The sequence below is a fragment of the Clostridia bacterium genome, assembly GCA_024653205.1.
Classification (GTDB): Bacteria; Bacillota; DSM-521; order Neomoorellales; family SLTJ01; genus JANLFO01.
In genome coordinates this window covers 35030-58496 of the sequence record JANLFO010000011.1, presented here as the reverse complement: position 1 = coordinate 58496, position 23467 = coordinate 35030, and the positions used below count along the sequence as shown (strand labels likewise).

At 66.1% G+C, this 23467-nt stretch carries 28 protein-coding genes, 1 pseudogene and 1 riboswitch; all 29 genes and pseudogenes read right to left on the bottom strand.

Annotation, left to right across the window (positions count from 1 at the left end):
- Positions 1-66 precede the first annotated feature (66 nt).
- Positions 67-909: a MinD/ParA family protein gene (locus tag NUV99_07250; protein ID MCR4419903.1), complete on the bottom strand. Its 843-nt coding sequence runs from the start codon at positions 907-909 to the stop codon at positions 67-69.
- Positions 909-1955 (bottom strand): flagellar biosynthesis protein FlhF, encoded by a 1047-nt coding sequence (locus NUV99_07245; protein MCR4419902.1) that lies wholly within the window; start codon positions 1953-1955, stop codon positions 909-911. The genes NUV99_07250 and NUV99_07245 overlap by 1 nt, the downstream gene beginning before the upstream one ends.
- The gene (gene flhA / locus NUV99_07240) at positions 1952-4015 is read right to left on the bottom strand and encodes a flagellar biosynthesis protein FlhA (protein MCR4419901.1); all 2064 of its coding nucleotides are present in this window, start codon (positions 4013-4015) and stop codon (positions 1952-1954) included. Before flhA ends, NUV99_07245 begins: the two co-directional genes overlap by 4 nt.
- A gap of 84 nt (positions 4016-4099) precedes the next feature.
- Positions 4100-5197 (bottom strand): flagellar biosynthesis protein FlhB, encoded by a 1098-nt coding sequence (gene flhB, locus NUV99_07235; GenBank protein ID MCR4419900.1) that lies wholly within the window; start codon positions 5195-5197, stop codon positions 4100-4102.
- 1 nt (position 5198) lies between these two features.
- On the bottom strand, positions 5199-5963 hold the full coding sequence (gene fliR / locus NUV99_07230; protein MCR4419899.1) for a flagellar biosynthetic protein FliR: 765 nt from the start codon (positions 5961-5963) through the stop codon (positions 5199-5201).
- 10 nt (positions 5964-5973) lie between these two features.
- Positions 5974-6243, bottom strand: a complete 270-nt coding sequence (fliQ, locus tag NUV99_07225; protein ID MCR4419898.1) for a flagellar biosynthesis protein FliQ — start codon at positions 6241-6243, stop codon at positions 5974-5976.
- Between the two features lie 47 nt (positions 6244-6290).
- Positions 6291-7043, bottom strand: coding sequence for a flagellar type III secretion system pore protein FliP (gene fliP, locus NUV99_07220; protein MCR4419897.1), 753 nt, complete (start codon positions 7041-7043; stop codon positions 6291-6293).
- Positions 7033-7398, bottom strand: a complete 366-nt coding sequence (gene fliO, locus NUV99_07215; protein MCR4419896.1) for a flagellar biosynthetic protein FliO — start codon at positions 7396-7398, stop codon at positions 7033-7035. Before fliO ends, fliP begins: the two co-directional genes overlap by 11 nt.
- A 3-nt stretch (positions 7399-7401) precedes the next feature.
- Positions 7402-7740 carry a FliM/FliN family flagellar motor switch protein gene (locus tag NUV99_07210; protein MCR4419895.1) on the bottom strand — a complete coding sequence of 113 codons (339 nt, stop codon included), beginning with the start codon at positions 7738-7740 and terminating at the stop codon, positions 7402-7404.
- A gap of 12 nt (positions 7741-7752) precedes the next feature.
- The gene (locus NUV99_07205) at positions 7753-8229 is read right to left on the bottom strand and encodes a flagellar basal body-associated FliL family protein (protein ID MCR4419894.1); all 477 of its coding nucleotides are present in this window, start codon (positions 8227-8229) and stop codon (positions 7753-7755) included.
- Positions 8213-8989: an OmpA family protein gene (locus tag NUV99_07200; protein MCR4419893.1), complete on the bottom strand. Its 777-nt coding sequence runs from the start codon at positions 8987-8989 to the stop codon at positions 8213-8215. Before NUV99_07200 ends, NUV99_07205 begins: the two co-directional genes overlap by 17 nt.
- Before the next feature lie 92 nt (positions 8990-9081).
- On the bottom strand, positions 9082-9900 hold the full coding sequence (locus NUV99_07195; protein ID MCR4419892.1) for a MotA/TolQ/ExbB proton channel family protein: 819 nt from the start codon (positions 9898-9900) through the stop codon (positions 9082-9084).
- 35 nt (positions 9901-9935) lie between these two features.
- Positions 9936-10160, bottom strand: coding sequence for a flagellar FlbD family protein (locus NUV99_07190; GenBank protein MCR4419891.1), 225 nt, complete (start codon positions 10158-10160; stop codon positions 9936-9938).
- A gap of 62 nt (positions 10161-10222) precedes the next feature.
- Positions 10223-11143: a flagellar hook-basal body complex protein gene (locus NUV99_07185; GenBank protein MCR4419890.1), complete on the bottom strand. Its 921-nt coding sequence runs from the start codon at positions 11141-11143 to the stop codon at positions 10223-10225.
- A gap of 81 nt (positions 11144-11224) precedes the next feature.
- Positions 11225-11599 (bottom strand): flagellar protein, encoded by a 375-nt coding sequence (locus NUV99_07180; protein ID MCR4419889.1) that lies wholly within the window; start codon positions 11597-11599, stop codon positions 11225-11227.
- Positions 11599-12096 (bottom strand): hypothetical protein, encoded by a 498-nt coding sequence (locus NUV99_07175; GenBank protein MCR4419888.1) that lies wholly within the window; start codon positions 12094-12096, stop codon positions 11599-11601. The genes NUV99_07180 and NUV99_07175 overlap by 1 nt, the downstream gene beginning before the upstream one ends.
- A 48-nt stretch (positions 12097-12144) precedes the next feature.
- A complete protein-coding gene (locus NUV99_07170) occupies positions 12145-13296 on the bottom strand; it encodes a flagellar hook-length control protein FliK (GenBank protein ID MCR4419887.1) in 1152 nt (383 codons plus the stop codon).
- A gap of 2 nt (positions 13297-13298) precedes the next feature.
- Positions 13299-13757, bottom strand: a complete 459-nt coding sequence (fliJ, locus tag NUV99_07165; GenBank protein ID MCR4419886.1) for a flagellar export protein FliJ — start codon at positions 13755-13757, stop codon at positions 13299-13301.
- Positions 13758-13768: 11 nt separating this feature from the next.
- A complete protein-coding gene (gene fliI / locus NUV99_07160) occupies positions 13769-15043 on the bottom strand; it encodes a flagellar protein export ATPase FliI (protein MCR4419885.1) in 1275 nt (424 codons plus the stop codon).
- A 19-nt stretch (positions 15044-15062) separates the two neighbouring features.
- The gene (locus tag NUV99_07155) at positions 15063-15833 is read right to left on the bottom strand and encodes a FliH/SctL family protein (GenBank protein MCR4419884.1); all 771 of its coding nucleotides are present in this window, start codon (positions 15831-15833) and stop codon (positions 15063-15065) included.
- Positions 15826-16842: a flagellar motor switch protein FliG gene (gene fliG / locus NUV99_07150; protein ID MCR4419883.1), complete on the bottom strand. Its 1017-nt coding sequence runs from the start codon at positions 16840-16842 to the stop codon at positions 15826-15828. The genes NUV99_07155 and fliG overlap by 8 nt, the downstream gene beginning before the upstream one ends.
- A gap of 15 nt (positions 16843-16857) precedes the next feature.
- A complete protein-coding gene (gene fliF / locus NUV99_07145) occupies positions 16858-18417 on the bottom strand; it encodes a flagellar M-ring protein FliF (GenBank protein MCR4419882.1) in 1560 nt (519 codons plus the stop codon).
- A gap of 23 nt (positions 18418-18440) precedes the next feature.
- On the bottom strand, positions 18441-18737 hold the full coding sequence (fliE, locus tag NUV99_07140) for a flagellar hook-basal body complex protein FliE (protein ID MCR4419881.1): 297 nt from the start codon (positions 18735-18737) through the stop codon (positions 18441-18443).
- Positions 18738-18773: 36 nt separating this feature from the next.
- Positions 18774-19187: a flagellar basal body rod protein FlgC gene (flgC, locus tag NUV99_07135; protein MCR4419880.1), complete on the bottom strand. Its 414-nt coding sequence runs from the start codon at positions 19185-19187 to the stop codon at positions 18774-18776.
- Between the two features lie 25 nt (positions 19188-19212).
- Positions 19213-19620 carry a flagellar basal body rod protein FlgB gene (gene flgB, locus NUV99_07130; GenBank protein MCR4419879.1) on the bottom strand — a complete coding sequence of 136 codons (408 nt, stop codon included), beginning with the start codon at positions 19618-19620 and terminating at the stop codon, positions 19213-19215.
- Between the two features lie 60 nt (positions 19621-19680).
- Positions 19681-19769, bottom strand: a riboswitch (cyclic di-GMP riboswitch).
- 269 nt (positions 19770-20038) lie between these two features.
- Positions 20039-20251, bottom strand: a pseudogene (locus NUV99_07125) (hypothetical protein).
- Positions 20252-20348: 97 nt separating this feature from the next.
- Positions 20349-20768 (bottom strand): flagellar export chaperone FliS, encoded by a 420-nt coding sequence (fliS, locus tag NUV99_07120; GenBank protein MCR4419878.1) that lies wholly within the window; start codon positions 20766-20768, stop codon positions 20349-20351.
- A 230-nt stretch (positions 20769-20998) separates the two neighbouring features.
- Complete coding sequence (locus tag NUV99_07115) at positions 20999-21361, bottom strand: flagellar protein FlaG (protein ID MCR4419877.1); 363 nt, start codon at positions 21359-21361, stop codon at positions 20999-21001.
- A 92-nt stretch (positions 21362-21453) separates the two neighbouring features.
- Complete coding sequence (locus NUV99_07110; GenBank protein ID MCR4419876.1) at positions 21454-23001, bottom strand: S-layer homology domain-containing protein; 1548 nt, start codon at positions 22999-23001, stop codon at positions 21454-21456.
- Positions 23002-23467 lie beyond the last annotated feature (466 nt).

The window sequence follows — 23467 nt, the reverse complement described above, 5'->3', positions numbered from 1 at the left end:
CGCTTTACTTCCGGCGCACTCCACCTGTTGCTTGTAGAGCCGGCTCCCTGGCCGCCGGCCGGTCCTCTACCCGAAGAGCCGTAACAGGCGCCTCATGAACCCCCCGTCCTGCGGGGGAACCTCCTCCTCCAGCAGCCGACCGGCCAGATAGTTGAACTGCCGGGCGGCGCGGGAATGCGGGTGGCTCAGCACCACCGGCTGCTGCCGGGCAACGGCCTTGGGAACCGCCGGATCGTTGTAGACGAAGCCCAAATAGCGGAGTTCTATGTCCAGGAAGCGGTTCACCACCAGGGCCAGGCGTCGCAGCACCTGCTGCGCCTCGGCGGCACTCTCCGCCCGGTTCACCACCAGGTTAACCCGGGAGTGCAGGCGTCCCTGCCCCAGAACCTTGATCAGAGCATAGCCGTCGGCCAAGGATGTCGGTTCGGGAGTTACCACCACTATGACCTCGTCGGCCGTAGAGAGCAGGCTCATCACCCCCCGGCCTATGCCCGCGCCGGTATCGATGAGCAGAAACTCCGCCCCGGCAAGGAAGCGGCGGAGGCTGTTCACCAACTGTACCCTCTGTCCGCCGTCCAGATCCGCCAGCTCGGCTATGCCCGATCCGGCCGGTATGAGCCGCAGGTTGGCGGGACCCTCCAGCACGGCGTCCTCCAGCCGGCACTCACCCTTCAGTACGTCGTACAGGCTGTAGCGCGGGCACAGCCCCAGCATCACGTCCACGTTGGCCAGGCCCAGGTCGCCGTCCAGCACCACTACCCGCCTGCCCCGCAGCCCCAGGGCCAGGGCCAGGTTGACCACCAGGTTGGTCTTGCCCACCCCGCCCTTGCCGCTGGCCACGGCCAGGGCCCGAAGGGGCAGGACTCCGGTTGCCACCAGTTCTCGCAGTCGGCCGGCCTGGTCGCTCATCAGTCCACCCCCAGAATCAGCCGGGCCAGCCTCTCCGGACCGGTCCGCACTATGTCGTCGGGCACGTTCTGACCGTTGGTTATGTAGGCCACCGGCAACCCGGTACTGGCCACGGCGTTCACAATGGCACCCCGGCAACGGGTTTCGTCCAGCTTGGTGAAAATGAGCCAGGAGGGCCGGAGCTGGCCGAACCTGGCCACCGCCTCCTCCAGGTCCCCGGCCCTGGTGGTGCAACTCAGAACCAGGAAGCTGTCCACCTGCTGCAGCGTATCCAGGAAGGCACGCAGTTCAGCCAGCCGCAGGTCGTTCCGCGGCGAGCGGCCGACGGTATCGATCAGCACCACGTCGCGGTCGCCGAACGCCTCTACCTTCTGCCGGAGCTCCTGGGGGGTAAAGGCCGTTTCCACCGGGACCCCCAGGATCTCTCCGTAGATGGCCAGTTGCTGCACCGCCCCTATGCGGTAGGTATCCATGGTTACCAGGCCCACCTTCTTCTTCTCCAGCAGGCAGTAGCGCGCGGCCAGCTTGGCCAGGGTGGTGGTCTTGCCCACCCCGGTGGGGCCGATGAAGGCCATGATCCGGCCCGGGGGTTTGCCCGGCCAGGCGGGAGCCAGGAATCGGGCCAGCCTTTCGGCCATTTCCTCCCGCCAGAGATTGCCGTCTTCGCCCCCTGACCCACGGAGACTGTCCTCCATACCCTCCAAGAGCCTCTCGGTAATCTCGGTATTGACCTCAATTTGCTGTAACAGGTCCCGCCAGCGCAACAGGGCGTCGGGTTCCGGCTCGGCCAGGCCCAGGTGGCCGCTCACCTTCTGCAGGAGGCCCTTGATCTCCTCTACCTCTCGCTTCAGCGCCGTGGACGAGGGCTCGGGCGGCCGGGTGTCTGCCGCCGCCGTCACCTCCAGCCAGGGAGGCGTGAACCACCCCCGAACCCCCCGCTGCCGGACCCTCCGGGTACCGATAATCACCGCCTCTGTGCCCAGGTCGCGGCGGATTTGCGCCATGGCCTCGGGCATACTCTTCACCAGGTAACGTTTGATCTTCAATCCGCCACCACCGTCCCCAGAGACTCGATTTCCAGATCCGGCAGCAATTCGGCCAGGGATAGCACTACCACCCCGGGAATGAAGCGCTCGAGCAGGCGCCGCAGCGGCAGGCGGATCCGCGAGGATACCAGCACTACCGGCTGCAGATTGCGGCGCACCGCCTCCTCCACCAAATTGCCCAGCCGGTCCAGCAGGCGCCGGGTGACCTCCGGCGGCAGCACGGGGTAGCTTCCCTGCTGGGTGGGCTGGATGCTTTCCGCCACCGTTTCCTCGAGCTTGGGGTGCAGGGTAATGGCTACCAGCTTACCTCCCGGAGCGTAGAGCCGGGTTAGGGTGCGCCGCAGGGCCTGGCGCGCCGCTTCCGTAAGATAATCCGGGTCGCGGCTGCGCGCTGCGTGGTCGGCCAGAGCCTCCAGGATGGAAACCAGGTCCCTTATGGGCACTTGCTCCCGCAACAGGTTCTGCAACACCTTCTGCACCTCGCCCAGAGAAAGCAGCCCCGGCACCAGTTCGTCCACCAGGGCGGCGTTGGTTTCCTTTATTGCGTCCAGAAGCTCCCGCACCTCCTGGCGGCCCAGAAGTTCATGGGCATGCCGCTTGACGAACTCCGTAAGGTGGGTAATCAAGACCGTGCCGCAGTCCACCACCGTGTAGCCGGCCGCCTCCGCCCCCAGCCGCTCGGACTCGGAGATCCACCAGGCGGGGAGGCCGAAGGTGGGCTCCTTGGTGGCCACGCCCCGGACCTCGCCCTGGACTCCCGGCGGCGCCATGGCCAGGTAGTGTCCGGGCATCAGCTCGCCCCGGGCGGCCTCCACTCCCCGGAGCCTGAACACGTAGCCGTTGGGCGGCAGCCTGAGGTTATCCCGCACGCGGATGGGCCGCACGTATATCCCCAGGTCGGTGGCGCACTGGCGCCGCACCGCACCCAGCCGGTCCAGGAGATCGCCACCCTGGGACTCGTCGGCCAGGCCCACCAGATTGTAGCCGATCTCTATTTCCAGCGGCTCTACCTGGAACAAGGGCAACACGTTCTCCGGCTCCCGTTTTCTCACCGCCGCCGCCTCCGCCGCCGGCCGCAGCTTCTCCCGCTGCTCCTCCTTGGCCAGGGTATAGGCGCCGTAGGCGCTGGCCGCCGCCAGGATGAAGAAGGGCCAGGGCGGCACCGCCGGCACCAGACCCAGGCCGGCCAGTATGACCGCCGCCAGGCCCAGGACCTGCGGGAAAGCGGTAAGCTGGCCGGAAAGCTCCCGGCCGAGGTTGGCCGAAGCCCCCGCCCGGGTGACCAGTATGCCGGTGGCGGTGGATACCAGCAGCGCCGGTATCTGGTTGACCAGACCGTCGCCCACGGTCAGTATCGTGTAGCGGTCCATGGCTTCCTGCAGCGCAAAACCCCGCTGCCAAACCCCTACCGCCAGCCCGCCCACGATGTTGATCAGGGTGATGACCAGCCCGGCAATGGCATCCCCGCGCACGAACTTGCTGGCGCCGTCCATGGCTCCGTAAAAGTCGGCCTCCCGCTGCAGCTCCCGCCTGCGGGCACGGGCCTCTTCCTCGGTAATGAGACCGGTGTTGAGGTCGGCATCGATGCTCATCTGCTTCCCCGGCAGGGCGTCCAGGGTGAAGCGGGCCGCCACCTCCGCCACCCGGCCGGCGCCGTTGGTGATGACGACGAACTGTATGATGGTAATGATACCGAAGATCACCAGACCCACCACCAGGTTGCCGCCCACCACGAAACTGCCGAAGGCGTCGATAATCCGGCCGGCGTAGGCCTGGCTCAGGATCAGGCGGGTAGAGGAGATGTTCAGGGCCAGGCGAAACAGGGTAGCCACCAGCAACAGAGACGGGAAGACCGAGAACTGCAGCGGGTGGGTGGTAAACATGGTGTTCAGCAGCACCAGGACGGAAAAGGCCAGGCTGGAGGCCAGAAGAAAGTCCAGCAAGGCCGTGGGGATGGGAACCACGATGAGAATCACAATGGCCACCACCAACCCGGCCACCAGCACGTCCCGGTAGGCGGCGAGGCGCCTGCCCAAAGGTGCGCTCCACGGATCGGCCACTGCTATCCCCTCCCCCGATTTCCGAAGTTACTCGTCCACCCGACCCGAACTGCCGGTCTGCCCGGCGCCGTTGCCGCCTTCCCGCTATCCGACCGCGCCGCCCAGCCGGCCCTGCGCCCGGTAGAGCGCGGCGAGGATCTCGGCGACGGCGTGGTAAAGCTCGGGCGGTATCTCCCGGCCCACCTCTACCGTCCGGTAGAGCGCCTGAGCCAGGGGCGCGTCGGGAACCACCGGTACGCGGTGCTCCCGGGCCACCTTCACAATCTTTTCCGCCAGCCAGTTAACCCCCTTGGCCACCACCACCGGCGCCCGCATTACCTGCTGGTCGTAGCGCAGGGCCACCGCCAGGTGGGTGGGGTTGGTGATGACTACCGTGGCCTGAGGAACCTGGCGCATCATTCTCTGCCGGGCGATCTGCCGCTGCCGCTGGCGCACCCGGGCCCTCACCTGGGGATCGCCTTCGGTCTGCCGCAGCTCTTCCTTGAGCTCGAACCGGGTCATGCGGATCTGCTGCAGGAACTGGCGCCGCTGGAAGGCGTAGTCCCACACCGCCACCGCGGCGTAAATCCCGGCCACGACCAGGCCCAGCCGGAGCAGGAGGCCGCTGACCACCTCGTAAAGCTGCCAGCCGCCGGTATAGACCAGGGTGAAGAGGTCGTCCAGCCTGCCCCGAACCGCAAGGAAAACCACGGCTCCGGTGAGACCCACCTTCAGGAGCGACTTGGCCAGTTCCATGAGAGCGCGCCGCGAGAACATGCGCTGCAGGCCGCGCACCGGATCCAGGTTCTCCGGCCTGGGCTTGAGGGGCGCAAACGACACCGTCCACCCCACCTGGGCAAAGCTCACCACCAGGCCCGCCGCCAGGGCTGCGACCACCAGCGGCAGGAGTCCCCGCACGGCCGCAACCAGCTCCCCGCTTACCAGGTTCACCGCCGCCGGCACGGTCAACTCCGCCACCCCGCGACTCCAGGCGCCGCGGCTCTGCAGGGCCAGGCCCTGCAGGAAGGCGTGGTGCGCGCTCCACAGCACCAGGATTCCCGCCAGCAGTACGGTGGCCGCGTTGAGATCGGCGCTGCGGGCCGCCTGGCCCTGGCGGCGCACCTCTTCCCGCCGGTGCGGAGTGGGTTCCTCGGTTTTCTCCTCGGCGGCGAAAAGCTGGAGATTAAGGCGCCACGCCTCCATGTCACGCCCCCACCAGATAGCGGCTTACCACCGCCATGCTTTCTTCCATCATTTTCACCACCGGACCGAAGGCCTGGGCCAGAATGGGAAGCACCAGGATCAGGCCCAGCAGCCCCAGACCCACCTTGAGGGGAAACCCCATCATGAACACGTTGAGCTGGGGCACGGTCCGGGAGATCAGGGCCAGGGCCACGTCGCTTACCACCAGGACCGCCATGACCGGCGCCGCCAGGCGCAGGGCCAGGCCGAACATGGCGGCAAAACGCCGCCCTATCTCCGCTGCCAGGGCACCCTGCCAGGCGGCGGTTCCCGGCGGAACCAGCTCAAAGCTGTCCGCCAGGGCGCGCAGCAGGCTGTGGTGGCCGTCCATTTGCAGGAGAAGCCACAGCCCCAGGAGGTAGAAGAACTCACCCAGCAAGGACACTCCCGCACCGGTCTCCGGGTCCAGAAGGTTGGCCATGGCCAGGCCGGTCTCCAGGTCCAGAAGCTGGCCGGCGACCCGGAAGGCGTGAAAGAGCAGACTGGCGGCATATCCCAGAGCCAGGCCCACCAGCACCTCGCCGAGTATTGCCAGGGCGTAGACCGGCGCCTGAAGCGAGCCTTCCGGCAGCCGAACCACGGGAACGAGCAGACTGGCCAGTATCAGGGCCGCTCCCGCCTTGAGTAGCGGCGGTACCGGGCGGAGCCCGAAAAGCGGCCCCACGGCCATGAAGGCACTTACCCGGGCGAAGATCAGGAGTGCGGACTGCCAGGTTCCCGGATCCACGGCCGCCCTCCTATCGCACCCAGATTCCCAGGTTACCGAACAATTGTTCGGTAAACGCCAGCAGTTGATTGAGCATCCAGGCGCCGAAGATCAGCATGGCCACCAGCACGGCCACGATCTTGGGCACGAAGGTCAGGGTTTGTTCCTGAATCTGGGTGGTGGCCTGGAATATGCTGATCGCCACCCCCACCACCAGGGCGGTCACCAAGGCGGGTGCGGCCAGCATTAGGGCCACGGTCAAACCCTGCCGTGCCAGCCCCAGGACGAACTGCTCGTTCAAGGCCACTCCTCCTGACTAACCTCTCCTCTTTCCTTCCCGGCATTCCCCTAGCCAAAGCTCTCCAGCAAGGACTTCACCACCAGGTACCAGCCGTCTACCAATACGAAGAGCAGGATCTTAAAGGGCAGAGAAATCATGATCGGCGGCACCATGAACATGCCCATGGACATCAGGGTGCTGGCCACCACCAGGTCGATAATCAGAAAAGGCACGTATAGCAGGAATCCCATCTGGAAGGCGGTCTTCAGCTCGCTAATGGTGAAGGCCGGAATCAGCACCCGCAGGGGCACGTCCTCCCGGGTGGGCGGCGCCGGGAGCTGTGCCATGCGCACGAACAGGGCCAGGTCCTTCTCCCGGGTATGGCGCAGCATGAATTCCCGCAGGGGCCGGGCGGCGGCGTCCATGGCGGTAGCCTGGTCCATGCTTCCGGCGAGATAGGGCTCCACCGCCTGGGTCCGGACCTCCTGCCAGACCGGGTACATGGTGAAAAAGGTTAGAAAGAGTGCCAGACCGACCAGCACCTGGTTGGGCGGAGTCTGCTGGGTGGCCAAAGCATTGCGCAGGAACGACAGGACCACCACGATGCGGGTGAAGGAAGTGACCATCACCAGAATGGCCGGAGCCAGGGCCAACACCGTCAGCACCATCAGGAGCCGCAGGGTATTGACTACCCCGGCGGGTTCTTCCGTAGGGGTGATATTCAGCTCCAGGCCCGGCCAGGTCTGCGCCCAGGCCGCCCGCAGGGAGATTGCCAGGCCCAGCCCTGCCAGAGCCACCACCAGAGCCGCCTTAGTCTTCAACCTTATCCTCCTCCGCCCGAGGTCCCAGTCGGAGCCGGTTTAGAAACCGGGGAAGCGTCAGCCGCGTGCCCGGTCTTCCGGACTGGGGCGGTGCAGGATAGTCGGATAACTCCCGAAGCAGATCCAGGCCCTTCTCGCTAACCCCTAACAGGCAGTACCTGGTGCCCATCCGCACCACGTACAGTCCGCACCGCGGCCCGATCATAAGCCGCTCTACCACCTCCAGGTAGGAGCCGCTCCGGGCCCGGATGTGCCCCCAGGCACCCACGTAGCGGGTTACCAGGTAGGCCCCCGCTATTACCAGAGGGAGGAAAATCGCCAACTGCAGCAAAGCCCACAGGAACTGGCCGTCCACCCTCTAGTCCTCCTTCTCCCGAAAGGTACGCAGGCGGAAGGCCAGGCGCTCGTTGACCACCACCACCTCGCCGCGACCCAGTAGGCAGCCGTTGATCAGGACCTCTGCCGGCTCGCCCGCCACCTTGTCCAGCCGCAGCACCGATCCGGGCTCCCACTCCAGAACCTCCCTCACCGGCACCCAGGCCCTGCCCAGCTCCACGGTGATGTCCACCGCCACCGGGCCCAGGGTCTCCAGGGGGGCCTTGTTGGGCCGAAGCCCGCCCGCCGGCGTTAACTGGCCGAATTCGGCCTCCCGTACCGGGAGCTTGCCAACCGGTCGCTTTTTGCCCTCGGCTGCCACCGATCCTCCCCCCTACTGGATAATGAATTCCTGAAAGTATAACCCCGTGATCCGGCCCGAATTCAGGTAGCCGTTCACCGTATCGATCAGTTCCGTCTTGAGCGGCTCCGTCTTGTCCGGTGATAGATCGGCGGCGGTTTTGGACCGGAGCACCCGGATGACGGCGTCGCGGATCTTGTAGCCGGTCCTCTCCAGCTCCTTCTCCACCCTGGGATCCGAATATTCCAGGGTAATGGTTACTCGCAGGTAGCGCCTCCCGCCGGCGTCCGCCAGATTCACCACCAGCGAATCCAGGGCCATCTGATGGAGCTGGGCCGCCTCCGCCTGAGCTTGAGCGGGCTTCTCCTCTTCCCCCCGATTCTCTCCCCAGTTTAGGAAGGGCAAGCTTCCTCCGCCCAGGAAAGCGTAGCCCGCCCCTCCCGCCACCAGGGCCAGCACCACTACGACTGCAAAAAGCTTCTTTCCCCCTAGACTAATGCCTTTCGCCAACCGCGCTCCCTCCAGTTTCTGCCGCCTCTGCCACCAGAATTACCATGACCACTCGTCGGTTAAGGGCCATGTGTTCTTCGCTGTCGTTAGGCACCAGGGGACGAAACTCACCGTAACCTACGGCGACGAACCTCCGGGGGTCCAGACCGTGCATCTCGGTGAAGTACCGCACCACCCGCGCCGAGCGTGCCGTGGAGAGCTCCCAGTTGGTGGGAAACTCCACGGTATGAATGGGCCGAGGGTCGGTATGGCCCTCCACCTGGATCTGGTAAGGCAACCGGACAAAAAGCCCGGCCAGCCGGTCCAGCAGCACCCTGGCCTCCGGCTTGAGGTCGGCCTTGCCGGTGTCGAAGAGGATTCGTTCCTTTACGTCCAGGGCCACGCCCCGGTCAGTATAGCGCAGCTCCACTTTGTCCTCCAGTCCGTACTCCTGCAAGTAGGCCTGAACCTGGGAGTATATCTGCTCCAAACGCTGCTGTTGCCGGCGCGCCGCCTCCAGAATTGAAGGGTTAGGCTCAAACAGCGTTATCTGCTCCTGTTCCTCCGCTTCCCCGCCCTCCAAAGGCTGCGGTCCCTGGCTGAAAATGCTCACCCCTTGAAAGGACGCAATAAAGGTGCGGAACTTCTGGATGTCAAGGTTGGAAAAAGAGTAAAGCAGCACGAAGAAAGTCAGGACCAGGGTGATGAAGTCGGAATAGGTAAGCAGCCACTCCCCCGATCCTATGGTATCGTCTTCCCGGCGTCGGCTGCGCCTCAACACGCTCTTTCCCTCCCGGGTCATCTTCTGGCCTCACCTGCCGGCGCCCGCGATCGGCCGCTTCCCCGCTCCCGCACGCGGTTCCCCCGTATGGGCTAGAATGCGGGGCGACGGGCTTCCTCGCCCACCGCGCTCCGGGCTTCGGACCGGGCCGCTTCCCTCACCTTGGGCGGCAGGAACGACTTGAGCTTCTCTTCCAGCAGCCGGGGATTCATGCCCGACTGGATGGAAATCAGCCCTTCCAGGATGAGCCGCCGCACCAGCATTTCCTCCTCTCCCCGCAGGGCCAGCTTGCCTGCCAGGGGGGTAAAGAGGAGGTTGGCCATAATGCTGCCGTAGAAAGTGGTGATCAGGGCCACCGCCATGCCCGGCCCCAGGGCGTCCGGATCGTTCAGATTGGCCAGCATCTGGATCAGGCCGATCAGGGTGCCGATCATGCCGAAGGCGGGAGCCAGGCCGGCCCAGGCCCGGTAGACCCGCTGGCCGCGCTGGTGGCGTTCTTCCGTGAACTCTATGTCCGTCTCCAGGACTTCCCGGATGATCTCGGCGTCGATGGCGTCCACCACCATGCGCAGGCCTTTCTGGAAGAAAGGGTCCTCCACCCGGTTGATGTCGTCTTCCAGGGCCAGAAGCCCTTCCCGGCGGGCCTTGCGGGCCAGGTCGGTCAGGAGCCCGATCAGTTCCCACGGCTTCCAGTCCGGGGCCCGGAAGGCGTGGCCGGTTACCGCAAAGACGTTCCTTATCTCCTCGATGCCGAAGTGGATCAGTATGGCGGAGAAGGAGCCCACCACGGTGATCAGCACCGAGGGTATATTGATGAACATCTTCAGGTCCCCGCCCATCTCGATCGCCAGGATTATGGCCGCCACCCCGCACATTACGCCCAGGATGGTAAGTGCATCGGTTTTACGCAAGGAATCTCACCCCGTAACCTTTCCGCTCCGCCCGCCTAGGCCTGAACCTCATCCCGGCATCCGGCCAGGGGGACGGGCTGGCTCCCCACCTGCCGCCGGTAGGACATCACCTTACCCACGACTTCTTCTACCGTGTCCCGCACCAGGATCTTCTTCCCGGTTACCAGGGTGATCACCGTTTCCGGAACGGTTTCCACCCGCTCGATCAGCTCGGCATTGAGTATGATTTCTCGACCGTCCAGGGTGATGACCTTGATCACCTTACTGCCCCCTCATATCCGTCTAGGGGCAGGGGCCCGAAGGCCCCCGCCCCCGAATGAGCCTAGCGCTTGAGATTGACCAGTTCCTGCAGCATCTCGTCCGAGGTGGTGATGGTGCGGGCGTTGGCCTGAAACCCCCGCTGGGTGGTGATCATCTCCGTGAACTCCAGGGCCAGGTCCACGTTGGACATCTCCAGCGCCCCCGGCACGATGGTGGTGTTGCCCAGCCCGGCATTGCTATCGCTTGCGGTACCGGCCTGAGGGCTGCCGGCCGCCGGATCGTAGACGAAAAGGTTTTCACCCTTCTTGAGCAACCCCTCGGGATTGGGGAACTTGGCCAGGGCCACGACGGCCACCGGCTCTCCGTCCACCACTACCTGCCCCTGGGAGTTGATGGTGATCGTGTTGGCATTGGCAATAGTCCATGTATCGTCTCCGGTCAAATCTCTCATTATCTCTTCCAACCGAATGGCATCACAATCATTGCCAAGATTGCCCCCGGAGTCGTAGGCGAGGCCCAATACGTACATGCCGTTCGACTTGTTGACCAGGTTGCCCCAGGCGTCGAAGCCGAAGACCCCGGCCCGGGTGAAGAACACGGTGTCGTCAGTCTCTGTCAAGTTGGTGCCGTCTTCCGATACCGTAATATCAGTATCAGGATCGGGCGACAGTATAAACAGGCCGTCGCCTTGAATCATCAGGTCGGTAAAGTTGCCGGTGGGCAGCACCGCGCCCTGGGTAAACATCGTATCGATGGTGTTGATGGCCATGCCGATGCCCACCTGCCTGGGGGTGGTACCTCCGATACCGTTCTGGACCGGGGCAGCGCCCGATCTGATCAACTGGTAAAACGTGTCCTGGAAGGTAACGCGGCTGGACTTGAAGGCCACGGTGTTCACGTTGGCGATGTTGTTGCCGATCACGTCCATGCGTATCTGGTGGTTGCGCAGGCCCGACACCGCCGAGTACATGGAACGCATCATAGGAAATCGACCTCCCTCGTGGTCTGGGCGGGCTTCGGTCGATCCGCCCGCCCCGGGGCCCCTCGACAGAGGTCCGCCCCGCTAGATTATCACCGCGCTGTCGATGTTGGTGTACACCCGCTCCCGGTTCTCCGTCCCTTTGAGGGCGGTAATCACCGTGCGGTTAGAAACGCTCACCAGTAGGGCCAGATCGTCCATCAGCACCAGCGATTCCCTGGCCCCCTTGGCCGCGGCCAGGGATACCGCCCGCTCCAGCCGCGCCAGGTGCCCGGCGGAAAGCTCGATCTCCCGGCTTTCCAGCCGGGCCAGGGCGTGCTGGGAAAAGCGCACCTCCCCGGGGGCCAGCTTCTCGCGCAGGATCTCCGCGAAACGGCCGCGCCCGTCTATGCCCTCAGGCCGGGAAGGCCGGACCGTGCCCGCCTCTGCCGGCCTCAACCCTTGAATCCGCTCTACCACTACGCTCCCTCCGCCGTCCCGTCTGGGCTTTCGGTTTCGGAAACCGGTTCGACCGAGGCCTCGCCTGCCGCGGGTTGCCGCACCTCTATCACGCCGTCCAGCCGCACCGCCGTCTCGCCCAGCAGCAGATAAACCGTTCCCTCGTTCAGGCGCACCCCGGTCACCACGCCCTGCCGGGTGTCGCCGGCGTCGTCCCGGGCCACAACCTCCATGCCTATCAGGGTCAGGGCCCGGTGCGCTTCCTGTTCCGCCGCCGAAGCCTGCATTAATTCTTCCAGCTGCTGCCTGGTCTCTTCCATCTCGGAACGCAGGGTGATCAGCTCCTGCAGCACCGCGAACTGGGCGAGTTCGGTCATGAACTGGAGATTGTCCATGGGGGCCAGCGGGTTCTGGTAGCGCAACTGGGTTACCAGAATCTGCAGGAAGTCCTCGCCGCTCAGCCCCAAGGTACTGCTAACGCTGGATTGGCTCGAACTGCTGCCGCTTACCAAGCTCACGCTCTCTACCCCATAGAGCTGCCCCCTCTCGGCTACCTCAAGATGAACTCACGCCAGGCAATTTACCAGAGAGCGGAAACTCTCCGGCGTCCCCGGTTCCGCCGCCGGACCGAACTCGGGTACCGACGGATAATAATGGTAATAGCCGGAATCCCGGCCCTCGGACTGGGCGGCGCCCGACCCGTATCCGCCCACCTCCACGCTTAACCGCTCGAGGTTGAGGCCGTACTGGGCCAGGTTGTCCCGCAGGTGGGAAAAGCTGCCCTGCAGCAACTGCCGCGCCGCCTCGTTTTCCACCACCACCTGGGCGCTCAGCCGGCCCAGGTGACTGCTCACCTGCACCTCTACCCGGCCGAGAAAATCGGGCTTGAGCTTGAGCCGCACGTACCCGTAGCCGTGCTGCCACACCGCCAGGCCCTGCTGCACCAGCTCCCGGGCCACCGTGACCTCCGCACCTTCGGCCCGGGCGCGGCCCACAGGTCCAAAGGCCTCTTCCCCGGCTACCCTGCCGCCGGCCGTCTCAGACACCCCGGCTCCCGGACCCTGCAGCCCCGAACTCTCTCCTCCGGTTCCGGCGGTGAAGCGCAGGGCCTGCACCGCCTTCTCCGGACCGTCTGCCCGGGAAACGGCCGGCAAGAAATCCGCCCTCGCTTCACCGTCCGGATTCACCGGCGCCGGAGCGGCCCTTGGCTCGGACGGCTCGGCCCCGGCCGACTTCGCCTCCGACCGGCCCGGAGCGTCCGGGCAGGCGGGCCGGTTCCCGCTCTCCGCCACCCTGGCGCCGACGCCGGCCGGAACCGTCAGTTCCACGCCGGCGGCCTCCGCTTCCGACGCCAGGACCGGAGGCGCGGAAGCGGGCGCGTTCTGCGCGGCGCCCTCAACCGGAGCAGGTGCGGCTCTGGCAGCCGCATCGGCCAGACCACCCTGAGGGCCGTCCACGGGCACACCGGGCTCGGCGCCGCCCGCACTCCACGCTGCCCCGGAACCGACAGGCGCCTGTTGGCTCCCCTGCGCCCCGCCTTCTACTGCCGTGCCCGCGGCGAGAGGCACTGAAGAAGGAGCCTCCGCCTGCGCGGGCACCGCCAGCAAGGCCAGCAGCAGGGCCAGAAGGTTGCCGAACTCCGGCCCCTCGATCGTCGAGGCCCGTCCTCCCTCCTGCGTTTCTGCCGGCCGCGCCGCCGGGTTTACTTCCGTCACCACCGTCAATACTCCTCACCTCCTTCCTCCCATCGAGAACCGCCGTAGCGCAGAAGTACCATTTCGTCCGCCTCCCGCTGGCTACACCTCCCTTCTTCGTACTGCCACTGTTCCCGCCGGTGATCCCTTAGCCGTTCCAGGGCCCGACGCTCCTGCGAGGCCCGGGCGGCGCAACCTTCCAGCTCTCTAACCTCGCGGCGCAGCCCTTCCAGTTCCTCCCGCTGCCGCCTCACCCTCCCGGCCAGAAACTCCAGGTAGACGGCCGTATGAAGCCTCTCGCCCAGGTCCGCCCCGGAACCCCCCGCTTCCTCCTGCCGCCGGGCCAGTTCCCCCCGCCAGGCGGCAAGCTGCGCCTCCGCCCGGCGCTCCCGGCGGTACCCCTCCGCCAGCCGCCGCAGTTCCTGCTCCTCGCGGAAGCGCCGGTAGCTCAGCACCGATTCCAGGGAAAAGCGAAACCGCGCCACGATCGTTCCCCCTAGGCCACCAGCGTCTCCAGCCCGGCCAGCGCTTCTTCAAAGGAGCTGTATTCCTCCAAACCCTGGCGCAGAAAGGACATGATGGCCTCGTGCTTCTCCACCGCCCGGTCCACCCGGGCATTGCTGCCTTTCTGGTAGGCACCGATGTTGATCAGGTCCTCCACCTGCTCGTATGCCGCCAGCAGTTCGCGCAGGCGGCCGGCAGCCTCCCGGTGTTCCGGGGAAGCGACCTCGCCCATGAGCCGGCTCACGCTGGCCGTGACCTCGATGGCCGGAAAGTGGTTGCGATTGGCCAAACGCCGCGACAGCACGATGTGGCCGTCCAGGATGGCCCGGGCAGCATCGCTGATGGGCTCGTTGAAGTCGTCGCCGTCTACCAGCACGGTATAGAGCCCGGTTATGGATCCCTTTTCCGTCTGACCCGCCCGCTCCAGGAGCTGCGGCAGCAGGGCGAACACCGAGGGGGTATAACCGCGCGCCGTAGGCGGCTCGCCTACGGCCAGCCCCACCTCCCGCTGGGCCATGGCCAGACGGGTCAGCGAGTCCATCATCAGCATCACCTGGGCGCCCTGGTCGCGGAAGAATTCCGCAATGGCCGTGGCCACCAGCGCCCCCTTGACCCGGACCAGCGCCGGCCGGTCGGAAGTGGCCACCACCACCACCGACCGCTCCCGCCCCTGCGGCCCCAGGTCCCTTTCCAGGAAGTCCAGCACCTCCCGCCCCCGCTCGCCGATCAGGGCGATCACGTTCACGTCCGCCCGGCTGTGGCGGGCGATCATGCCCAGAAGGGTGCTCTTCCCCACCCCGCTCCCGGCAAAGATGCCCATCCGCTGGCCCCGGCCCAGGGTAAGCACGGCGTCCACCGCCCGCACCCCCGTAGGCAGGGCCTGGGTGATCCGCCGGCGGGAAAGGGGATTGGGAACCGTACCCTGTACCGGGTACCAGGCCTGCGGCGGCGGCAGGGGCCGGCCGTCCAGGGGCTGTCCCAGGCCGTCCAGTACGCGGCCCAGCAGGTTCCACCCCACGCCTATCAGGTGGGCGCGCCCGGTAGGAACCACCTTTTGCCCCGGCGCAATCCCGCCCAGCTCCCCCAGGGGCAGCAGCAGGGTGGTCTCCTCCCGGAAACCTACTACCTCGGCCACCACCGCCGTCTCCCCCGTACCTACCCGGCAAAGCTCCCCTACCGGAAGCTCCAGCCCCGAGGCCTCCACGGTGAGCCCTACCACCCGGATGACCCGGCCGGCAACCTCCAGGGGGTCAAAACCCCGCACCATGTCCCGGTAGACCGCCAGACTAACCACTGCCGCCTGCCTCCGCCTCCGGCTGCTTCTCCTCCTGCTTCTCCTCCGGAGCGCGCTCCCGGGCCAGCTCGCGCAGGGCCCGGCCCAGCCGCTCCAGCTGACCTTCTACCGTAGCCTCCACCTGGCCGGCCTCGGATTCCACCCGACACCCGCCCGCCGGGATGCCCGGGTCGGACAGGACGTGTATCGTGGCTTCCGGGCCCAATTCGGCGCGAAGCTCGGAAACCCGGGAGTGCACCAGCGCCGCATCCTGAGGATTCACCAGTACCACCAGTTGGCGCCGACCCCGCAGCCGCAGGGCGGCCTCGCGCACCACGTTCGCCACCGTTTCCGGCTCCACCGATAACTGCCGGTGTACCACCTGCCTGGCAATGTCCAAAGCCAGCTCCACCAATTCCGGCTCGGCGCCGGCTATCATCTCTTCCCGCAACCGCCGGGCCTCCTGCAGCACCGCCTGCGCCTGAAGCCTGATCTCCTCCGCCTCCCGGCGGGCCTCTTCCAGCGCTGCAGCGTATCCCCGGCGGTATCCCTCCTCGTAGGCCTGCTTTTCTATCTCCGCCCTCCGGGTCTCTGCCTCCCGCAAGAGGGTCTCCGCCTCTTCCCTCGCCCGGGCAAGCAAGGCTTCTGCCCGGCCGATTGCCTCCTGTACTAGTTGCCGGGCCTCTTCTCCGGACCCCTCGGTCTCCGGTTCTGCCACCGTCCGCACCGCCAGCAGATACCGGCCGTCGGGCATAACCTGACCGGGTTTGAATACCCTAGACAACAATGGCATCTTCTCCACCCCGCGAGATGATGATCTCGCCGGTTTCGTCCAACCGCCGGATTATTTGCACGATCTTGGATTGCGCCGCCTCCACGTCCCGCAGGCGCACCGGGCCCAGCATTTCCATGTCCTCGCGGAGCATCTCTCCCGCCCGCTGGGACAGGTTGCGGAAGATGCGCTGGCGCACTTCCTCGCTGCTGCCCTTGAGGGCATAGGCGAGATCCTTCATGTCCACCTCGCGCAGCACCCGCCGGATGGAGTTGTCGTCCAGGGTGACGATGTCCTCGAAGACGAACATGCGCTTGCGCACTTCTTCCGCCAGCTCCGGGTCTTCCTGGTCCAGGGCTTCCAGGATGGTTTTTTCCGTGCCCCGGTCCACCCGGTTGAGGATGTCTACCAGGGCCTTTACCCCGCCCACGGCGGTGAAATCCTGCCCCACCAGCGTGGAAAGGCGACCCTCCAGGGCTTTTTCCACTTCGCGGACGATCTCCGGCGAGGTCCGCTCCATCTGGGCGATGCGCTTGGCGATGTCAATCTGCTGCTCTTCCGGCAAGGCGCCCAGGATCACCGCCGCCTGTTCCGGATCCAGGTAGGAAAGGATCAGGGAAATGGTCTGGGGATGCTCGCCGGTGATGAAATTCAGCAGTTGGCGCGGATCGGTCTTGCGCACCAGGGAAAAGGGCCGAATGGCCGAGCTCTCCGTCAGCTTGCGGATGATTTCCTGCGCCCGCTGCGGCCCTACGGTACGCTCCAGCACCTCCCGGGCATACTTGACCCCGCCGCGCAGGATGTACTGCTGCGCCTCGCTGAGCTCCAGGAACTCCTCCACGACTGCCTGCTGGATTTCCGGAGACACCGCCGAGGTATTGGCGATCTCCGAACTGATGCGCTCGATGTCCTCCTGAGGAAACTGCTTCAGGATCGCGGCCGAAAGCTCCGGGCCCAGCGTTATAAGCAATACCGCCGCCTTACGCAGGCCGCTCAGCCTCGACAGTCTCGCCGCCGGCATACTCATGACCCGGTCCTAATCCTCCCCCAGCCAGGCCTTAAGCAATTGCACGGCCTCCTCCGGCCGCCGCCGCACGATATCCCGCACCTTCTCCACCTTGTCCCGCGCCTCCCGCTCCGCCGCGGCTACTGCCGCCTCTTCCGGCGGTGCGGAGGGTTCTATGGGGACCACCGCCTCCAGCGCCGGAGCCAGTTCCACCGGCACGGGCGCCGGACGGCGCCGCAGCGCTATCAGGCCCAACACCAGGGCAACCAGGAGCGCCGCTCCCACCGCCCCCCAGGTAACGTACTGCTCTATCTGCTGTCGCCGCTTGAGCGTGGCCTCGGCCTCGGCCATTTCCTGCTCCATCTGGGCCTGCAGGCTGCGGTCGAAGGCCATGCTGGTAAGGGCGATCTGATCCCCCCGCTGGGGGTCGCATCCGGCGGCCGCGGCCACTATTTCCCGGATCTGCTGCTCGGTGGTGGTGTCCAGGGGGCCGTTGATTACCACCGCCGTGGCCAGCCGCTCCACCCGCCCGGGGGCGTACACCACCTTTTCCTCGGTCTTACCCAGCTCGTAATTCCGGGTGGTCTGAGTGCGGTTGTAGGAAGACTCGCCGCCCGAGGTGCTTTCCAGATAGGTTTCCGGCTGACGGTTCACGTCCCCTACCGGCGGAAGGGCGGCCCCTCCCGAACTGCTGGCCTGCTCCTGAAGCACCTGCTCGCTGCGCACCGCGCCGGTGTCGTCGTACTCCAGCCGCGTGACCTCGCGCCGGCTAAAATCGAGATCCGCGGTCACCATAACCACGACGTTGCCCGGCCCCAGCACGGTCTCGAGCTTCTGCTGGATGCGGCGCTCCAGCTCCTGCTCGAAGCGGCGCTTCAGCTCCTGCTGGTCGGCTCCGGCCGCAGCCGCCTGGCCTTCCTCGCCCTGCGGGAGTACCCCCTCGCTCAGCACCCGGCCCTGAGTATCCACCACCCGCACGTTCTCCGGCCGCATCCCCTCCACGCTGGAGGCCACCAGGTACATGATGCTCCTGACCTGCTCGGCATCCAGAGCGGCCATGGGCCGGAGTTTGAGCAGCACCGCCGCCGAGGCCGGCTGGGCCTCCTCCAGAAACACGCTGGGCTGGGGTATAACCAGGTGCACCCGGGCCTGCTCTATCTGGTCGTACTGCACGATGGTCCGCCGGAGTTCCTCCTGCAGGGCCCGCTGGTAGTTCAGGTGCCACTGGGTATCGGTCATGCCCAGCTGGGTCTTGTCAAAGAGCTCGAACCCCACACCGCTGCCGGCCAGAAGCCCGCTTCCCGCCACCTCCAGGCGCAGGTCGTAAACCCTGCTCTCCGGCACCAGGATGGTGGTGCCGTCGGCCACCAGCTGGTAAGGAACCTTGTCCTCCTTGAGCCTGGCCACGATTTCTGCCGCTTCCGACAACTCCAGGTTGGTAAACAGAGGCACGTAGCGCTCTCTTCCCGCCCACTGGAGGAGCAGGATCACGCCCGCCAGCACCGCTGCCGCTGCCAGTACCAGGGCCACTCGCCGACCCGCAGGCACATTGTTCCATTTTTCTCTAAGCTTACCCAGCCACGCCGGCACCTAAGGCTCCCGCCCCTTTCCGGCTAGAGCTGCATCCTGGCCACTTCCTGGTAGGCCTCGATCACCCGGTTGCGTATCTCCACCGTAAGCTGCAATGCCAGCTCCGCCTGCTGCGCGGCCAGGATGACCTCGTGCACGTCCGTGACCTCACCGGCAAGGAATCCTTCCAGCATTTCCGTCGCCCGCTTCTGCAGGGCATCTACCTCGGCCAGCTTTTCCGCCAGCACGTCGCCGAAGGAACGGGGCGCAGCCGCACCCTCCTTCCCCACTCCTTCGGCTGGCGCCGGCGCCAGCATGCTGGCTACCGCTTCCACCCGCATCTGCGCTTCACCTCTCCCTTCTGGTCGAGTTGCGGTCTACGCCCGGCCGATCTCCAGCGCCTTCAGAGCCATAGACTTGGCCGCGTTGAGCACGGTCACGTTGGCCTCGTAGGCTCGGGTGGCAGTCAGGAGGTCTACCATCTCGTTCACCACGTTAACGTTGGGCAGGGCCACGTATCCCCGGGCGTCGGCGTCGGGGTGGTTCGGGTCGTAAACCAGCTGGGCGGGTGAAGTATCCTTCCAAATGCCCACTACCCTTACTCCCCGGCCGGCAAACCTCCCCGCGGCTTCGAGCTTCTCCGCAAAGAGGGCCACCCGGCGCCGGTAAGGGCCGCCGTCCGCCGCCCTGGTGGTATGAACGTTGGCCAGATTGGTGGCCACCAAGTCCAGCCGCAGCTGTTCGGCCGCCATTCCGGACGCGCTGATGGCCCACGCCGGTAAAAGCCCCACGGTCTCTCTCACCTCCTGCCGGCGGCTAGCGCCGCCCTCCGGTTATGACCAGGCGCAGCCGGGCCAGGTATCCGCTCGCCGACTGAGCCGCCAGCTGGTAGTAAAACTGGTTCATGGCCAGCTGAACCATCTGCTCGGTCAAATCCACGTTGTTGCCGTCCGGCCGGGAAGAGGTGGCGGTTTCCCGCACCACTTCCGGCTCTGCCTCCTCCGGAGCGCGCCGGGGGTCGAGGTGCTGGGGATGGGTGCGGTAGAGCGGCAGGTCGGACCGTCGCCTGGCCTCCTGCAGTTCCTCCTCAAAACGCACCCGGTACTTCTTATAGCCCGGCGTATTCAAATTTGCCACGTTATGGGCGATTACCCGCTGGCGTACGGCGAAAGCATCCAGCGCCCGGTTGAGCAGTTCCCAGCTACGCCCTCCGATGAGATCCACGTCACACCCCTCCAAAAAACAAGACCCCCCGTCGGGCGGTCGGAGACTCGTGAAGCATTCTCCGGCAACCCGGCGGTCCTAGCCTTGAGTTCGGCCTTAGACCCGTGGCTTTGCGCCCCACCCTTTCGAGTGGTTTGCCCTTAGCGGCGAATGTTGGCCCTTTTGGTATTTTCGACTAAATATTCCACGCCGAAAGGGAGAATCCTCCAGACGGATAAAAAAAATTGTGCTTAGAGGGAGATAATGTCGAGAAAGGCAAACCGGCACACCCGGAGGAATGGCCAGTTGCGGCCATCCCTTTGTAAGCAGTTATCGAACCGTGTCGACCCGGCCGCCGGAGCCGGAGCCCGCACTGCGGACCGCGGCAAAAACGCTCTGCATCCGTCGCCGCCAGGTCAGGAGGTCCGACCGCTGCCGTCCCGTTTCTTCCAGCAGAACCCTCAGGGCGGCCTCCTGCCGCCTTACCTCCTCGAGGGCCAGGGCCAGCGCCCGGGCCAGATCCTGGCGCTCCTCCTCGGTTGCCTCCGGCACCGCCGAGGCCAGCCGGCCCTCCAGTTCCTCCTGCAGCTCGACAGCCCGTTCCTGCAGCCGCCGCGCCGCCTGCCACCGGCCCGCCCGCAAGGCCTCTCCCTGTTCGGAGACCAGGCGCGCGAACTCCTCCACCCGCCGTGCCAGGGTTTCCCCGCCTAACGGCACCGCTCCCGCTCCCCTCCGCTCACGCCGGCGCCTCAGCGGCGGCCTTCCAGCCCTCCGGGCCGGGTGAGGTAGTTGTGGCTGTGGTAAATGCGGGTCGCCTCCTCCCAGGTCTGGCGCAACTCGCTCAAGAGCCGGTAAACCTGGGCCATCATCCGGGCGTCCTTCTTGAGGTTGGCCTGAACCAGGTGCCCGTACATGAAATCGTAAAGCGCGTAAAGCCGGTGGGCAATTTCGCCCACCTCCAGGTTCAGGGTGAGCATCAGTTCGCTCAGAATGTCCTGCGCCCGACCGAGATAGTAGCTGGTTTCGTCGTATCGCCTGGCCGCCACCGCGTCTTGAGCCTGGCGGATGAAGCGCAGGGCGCCATCGTAGAGCATCAGCACCAGTTTCTCCTGGGGTTGGGTCTGAACCTGGTTCTCCTGATAGGCCTGATAAGGCTGTGAAGCGTACACGCCGTGCCGGCCCGCCGGACGGAAAGCCCAAGGCGGAGCCGTTCCCTCCCTTTTCTAGAAGTCTGCCGCTCGGATCGCCCCCTGCCGATTCGGTCCCGCCCAGCTTAAGCGCGACCTGGTCGGGGTGGCCGAACCGGACAGGGCCTGCGGGGGCCGCGGGCGAGGCCGCTACAAGCTCAAGTCCGTCGCGGACGGTGTCGGGTACGACGGGAAACCACCCCGCCTTCCCGTCACACCAGTTCGTCCAGCAGAAGGCCGATCATGTGCTGCATGCGGGAGGCCATCTCTATCACCTTTTCCGGTGGAATGCGGCGGATGATCTCTCCCTTTTCCCGGTCGATCACCAGCACGTAGATCTCCCCGGTTTCCCGGTCCAGCTTGAAACGCAGCCGGATGTTGAAGACCTCGGTGGCCTCGTTGAGCTGGCGCACCGCCTGACGCAGTTGCTCCTGAGGCTCCTGGGCATGGCGGCGCTCCTGGTCCTGCTGTTCCTCGCTCCGGATGCGCAGATCCCGGGTCTGGGTTACTTCCGCCTGCTCGGCCCGTGCCCGGATCTGCTCCAACACTACCCGGTCCACACCCTCTACCTTCAATGCCCTACCTCCTCGCCCGCAGGGTAGATCTATACTGGGTTATCGGCCCGGCGCCGCCTTTCTTTAGCGCCGCCAGAGGCCGGGCCAGACGGCTACCGGAACCGGACGAGGGTCTGGTAATCCCGCCGGAGGCCGTCCTGAAGGTAACTCAGGGTGCGGTTGAACAGGGCGGCGGCTTCTCCCCGGGTCATGCGGCGCTGCGGCTGGAAGTACCCGCCCGAGGTGCCCCCTGCCAGCCCCAGACGCTCCGCCACCCAGACAGCGCGCTTGAAGCGGGAAGGGATGGCGTAGTCATCCTGGAAGGGGGTCTGCACCAGTGCGGCCGGTGCCAGACCTTCCAGGCCCAGAGCCCTGACCACCAGGGCCACCGCCTCGGCTCTGGTCAGGGCCTCATTGGGCCGGAGGTAAAGACCGGCGCTGTCCAGGATTCGTCGCTGCTGCAGGGCCTCTACGGCCGCGTAGTAGGGGCTGTCCTCCGAAACATCCAGGTAGGGAGGGGAGGCGGTGGTGGTGGTCTGCCGGGCCGGATTCGTCAGCGCCAGGATCGGAACGGGAACGGCCGGCGCCGCCTTCGCCGCTTCCAGCTCCAGCAGCCGGGCCAGCCCCAGGCAGAAGTCGCCCCTGGTTACCGGCAGTTCCGGGCCGAAATACTCCCCGGCGGCGAGCACCCCCAGGCTGGCCAGACGCAGGACTTCCTGCCAGGACCAGTGCCCCTGCAGATCCCTCAGCGGCGGTACCGGCAGCCGGGCGTAGGTGGGGGTCGACTCCAGTCCCAGGGTCCCCTCCTCCCGGACCCGGCCCCCGCTCACCACCCGGCCCAGAGAATCCAGCACCGGGAGATCCACCTCGTACTTGAGGCTGGCCTGCTCGCCCCGGCTCTCCAGGTAGCCGCCGGCAAAGCTGATCGGGACCGCCTCGTTTTCCACGTAGTCCAGCCGGCGCCAGCGCGTGTAGGTCAGATCCAGTGAAGCCGAACCGCTCCACTCCACCTTGTAGGTGGTTACCTGCCGGTCGGCGCCCTTCTCCTCTATCCGGCCCTCAAAATCCAGGATGAGATCCAGATGCTGCGTTTCCGTGCTGCCCCACGCGTGGTCGTAGCCCACTCCCCGCCCCCACACCTGCACGGTCAGGGTCCCTTGATCGCTGTTAAAGTCGTAGACCTTGGTCCCGCTCCAATTGCTGGTGAAGTACTCCACGCCGCCCGCCCGGTCGGTGAGCCGGGTGTAGGAGAAGTCTCCGCGCCGCAGGGTATAGCGGTTACTCCCCGCCCGGATGCTTTCCGTGAAGCCGGTAGCGGTGAGGCTGGTGAGCACCTGGCGGCCGTCCAGAGCCTCCTCTTCCTCTCCGGCCAGAGTCAGGCTGCGGGAGAGGGTGACCTGGCTGGCCTCGTTCTTCAGGTTGTAGCTTATCCGCACCTGAGCCTTGCCATTGCGGGCCGCGCTGCTGCTCACCTTCGCCTGGCCGGTCAGCACCACCGGCCGGCCGCCGAAGAGGTAAAGCTCCCTGTACTCGCTCCCGGCGCCTATGCCCCCGGACACGCGCTCCTCTCCCCGGGCCAGTGCCGGACGAACCGGGAGGAATGCCGCCAGGGCCGCAACCAGCGCCACCAGGGCTGCCACCCGCAGCTGCCGCCCAGCCATACAGCCTCCACCTGCCTCCTTGCGGTTACTGAAGAAAGACGATCAGCGCTTCCTCGTAGTCGTGAAGCAAGTACACCGGGTCGCCCTCGGCCAGGGCCGCCGGGCCCACCCAGTATCCGTTTCGGAACACTAGGGCCTTCGAGGTATCCAGCGCCAGCGAGGCCCCCAGTTCCCGCCAGGCCCGGTACTCCGGGCTCCAGGACAGTACGTCGGCAAACTCGCCCGAACCGCCTACCGTGGCCAGGGAGGCCACCTCCGGGCCGCGCTCCTCGTCGCGCAGCACCACCGCCCGCACCCGGTCCGAACCGTCGGCCACCACATAAACCTGCCTGCCGTCGAAGGCGCCGGTGTGGCGCGCCTGCAGGAAGGAATACAGATCGAGCACTCGCGGCGGCGCGCCCGTGGCGTCCACCGCTACCGTATCGCCGGTTAGCGTCAGTTCCTTATCGCGATATCGGGTATCGGA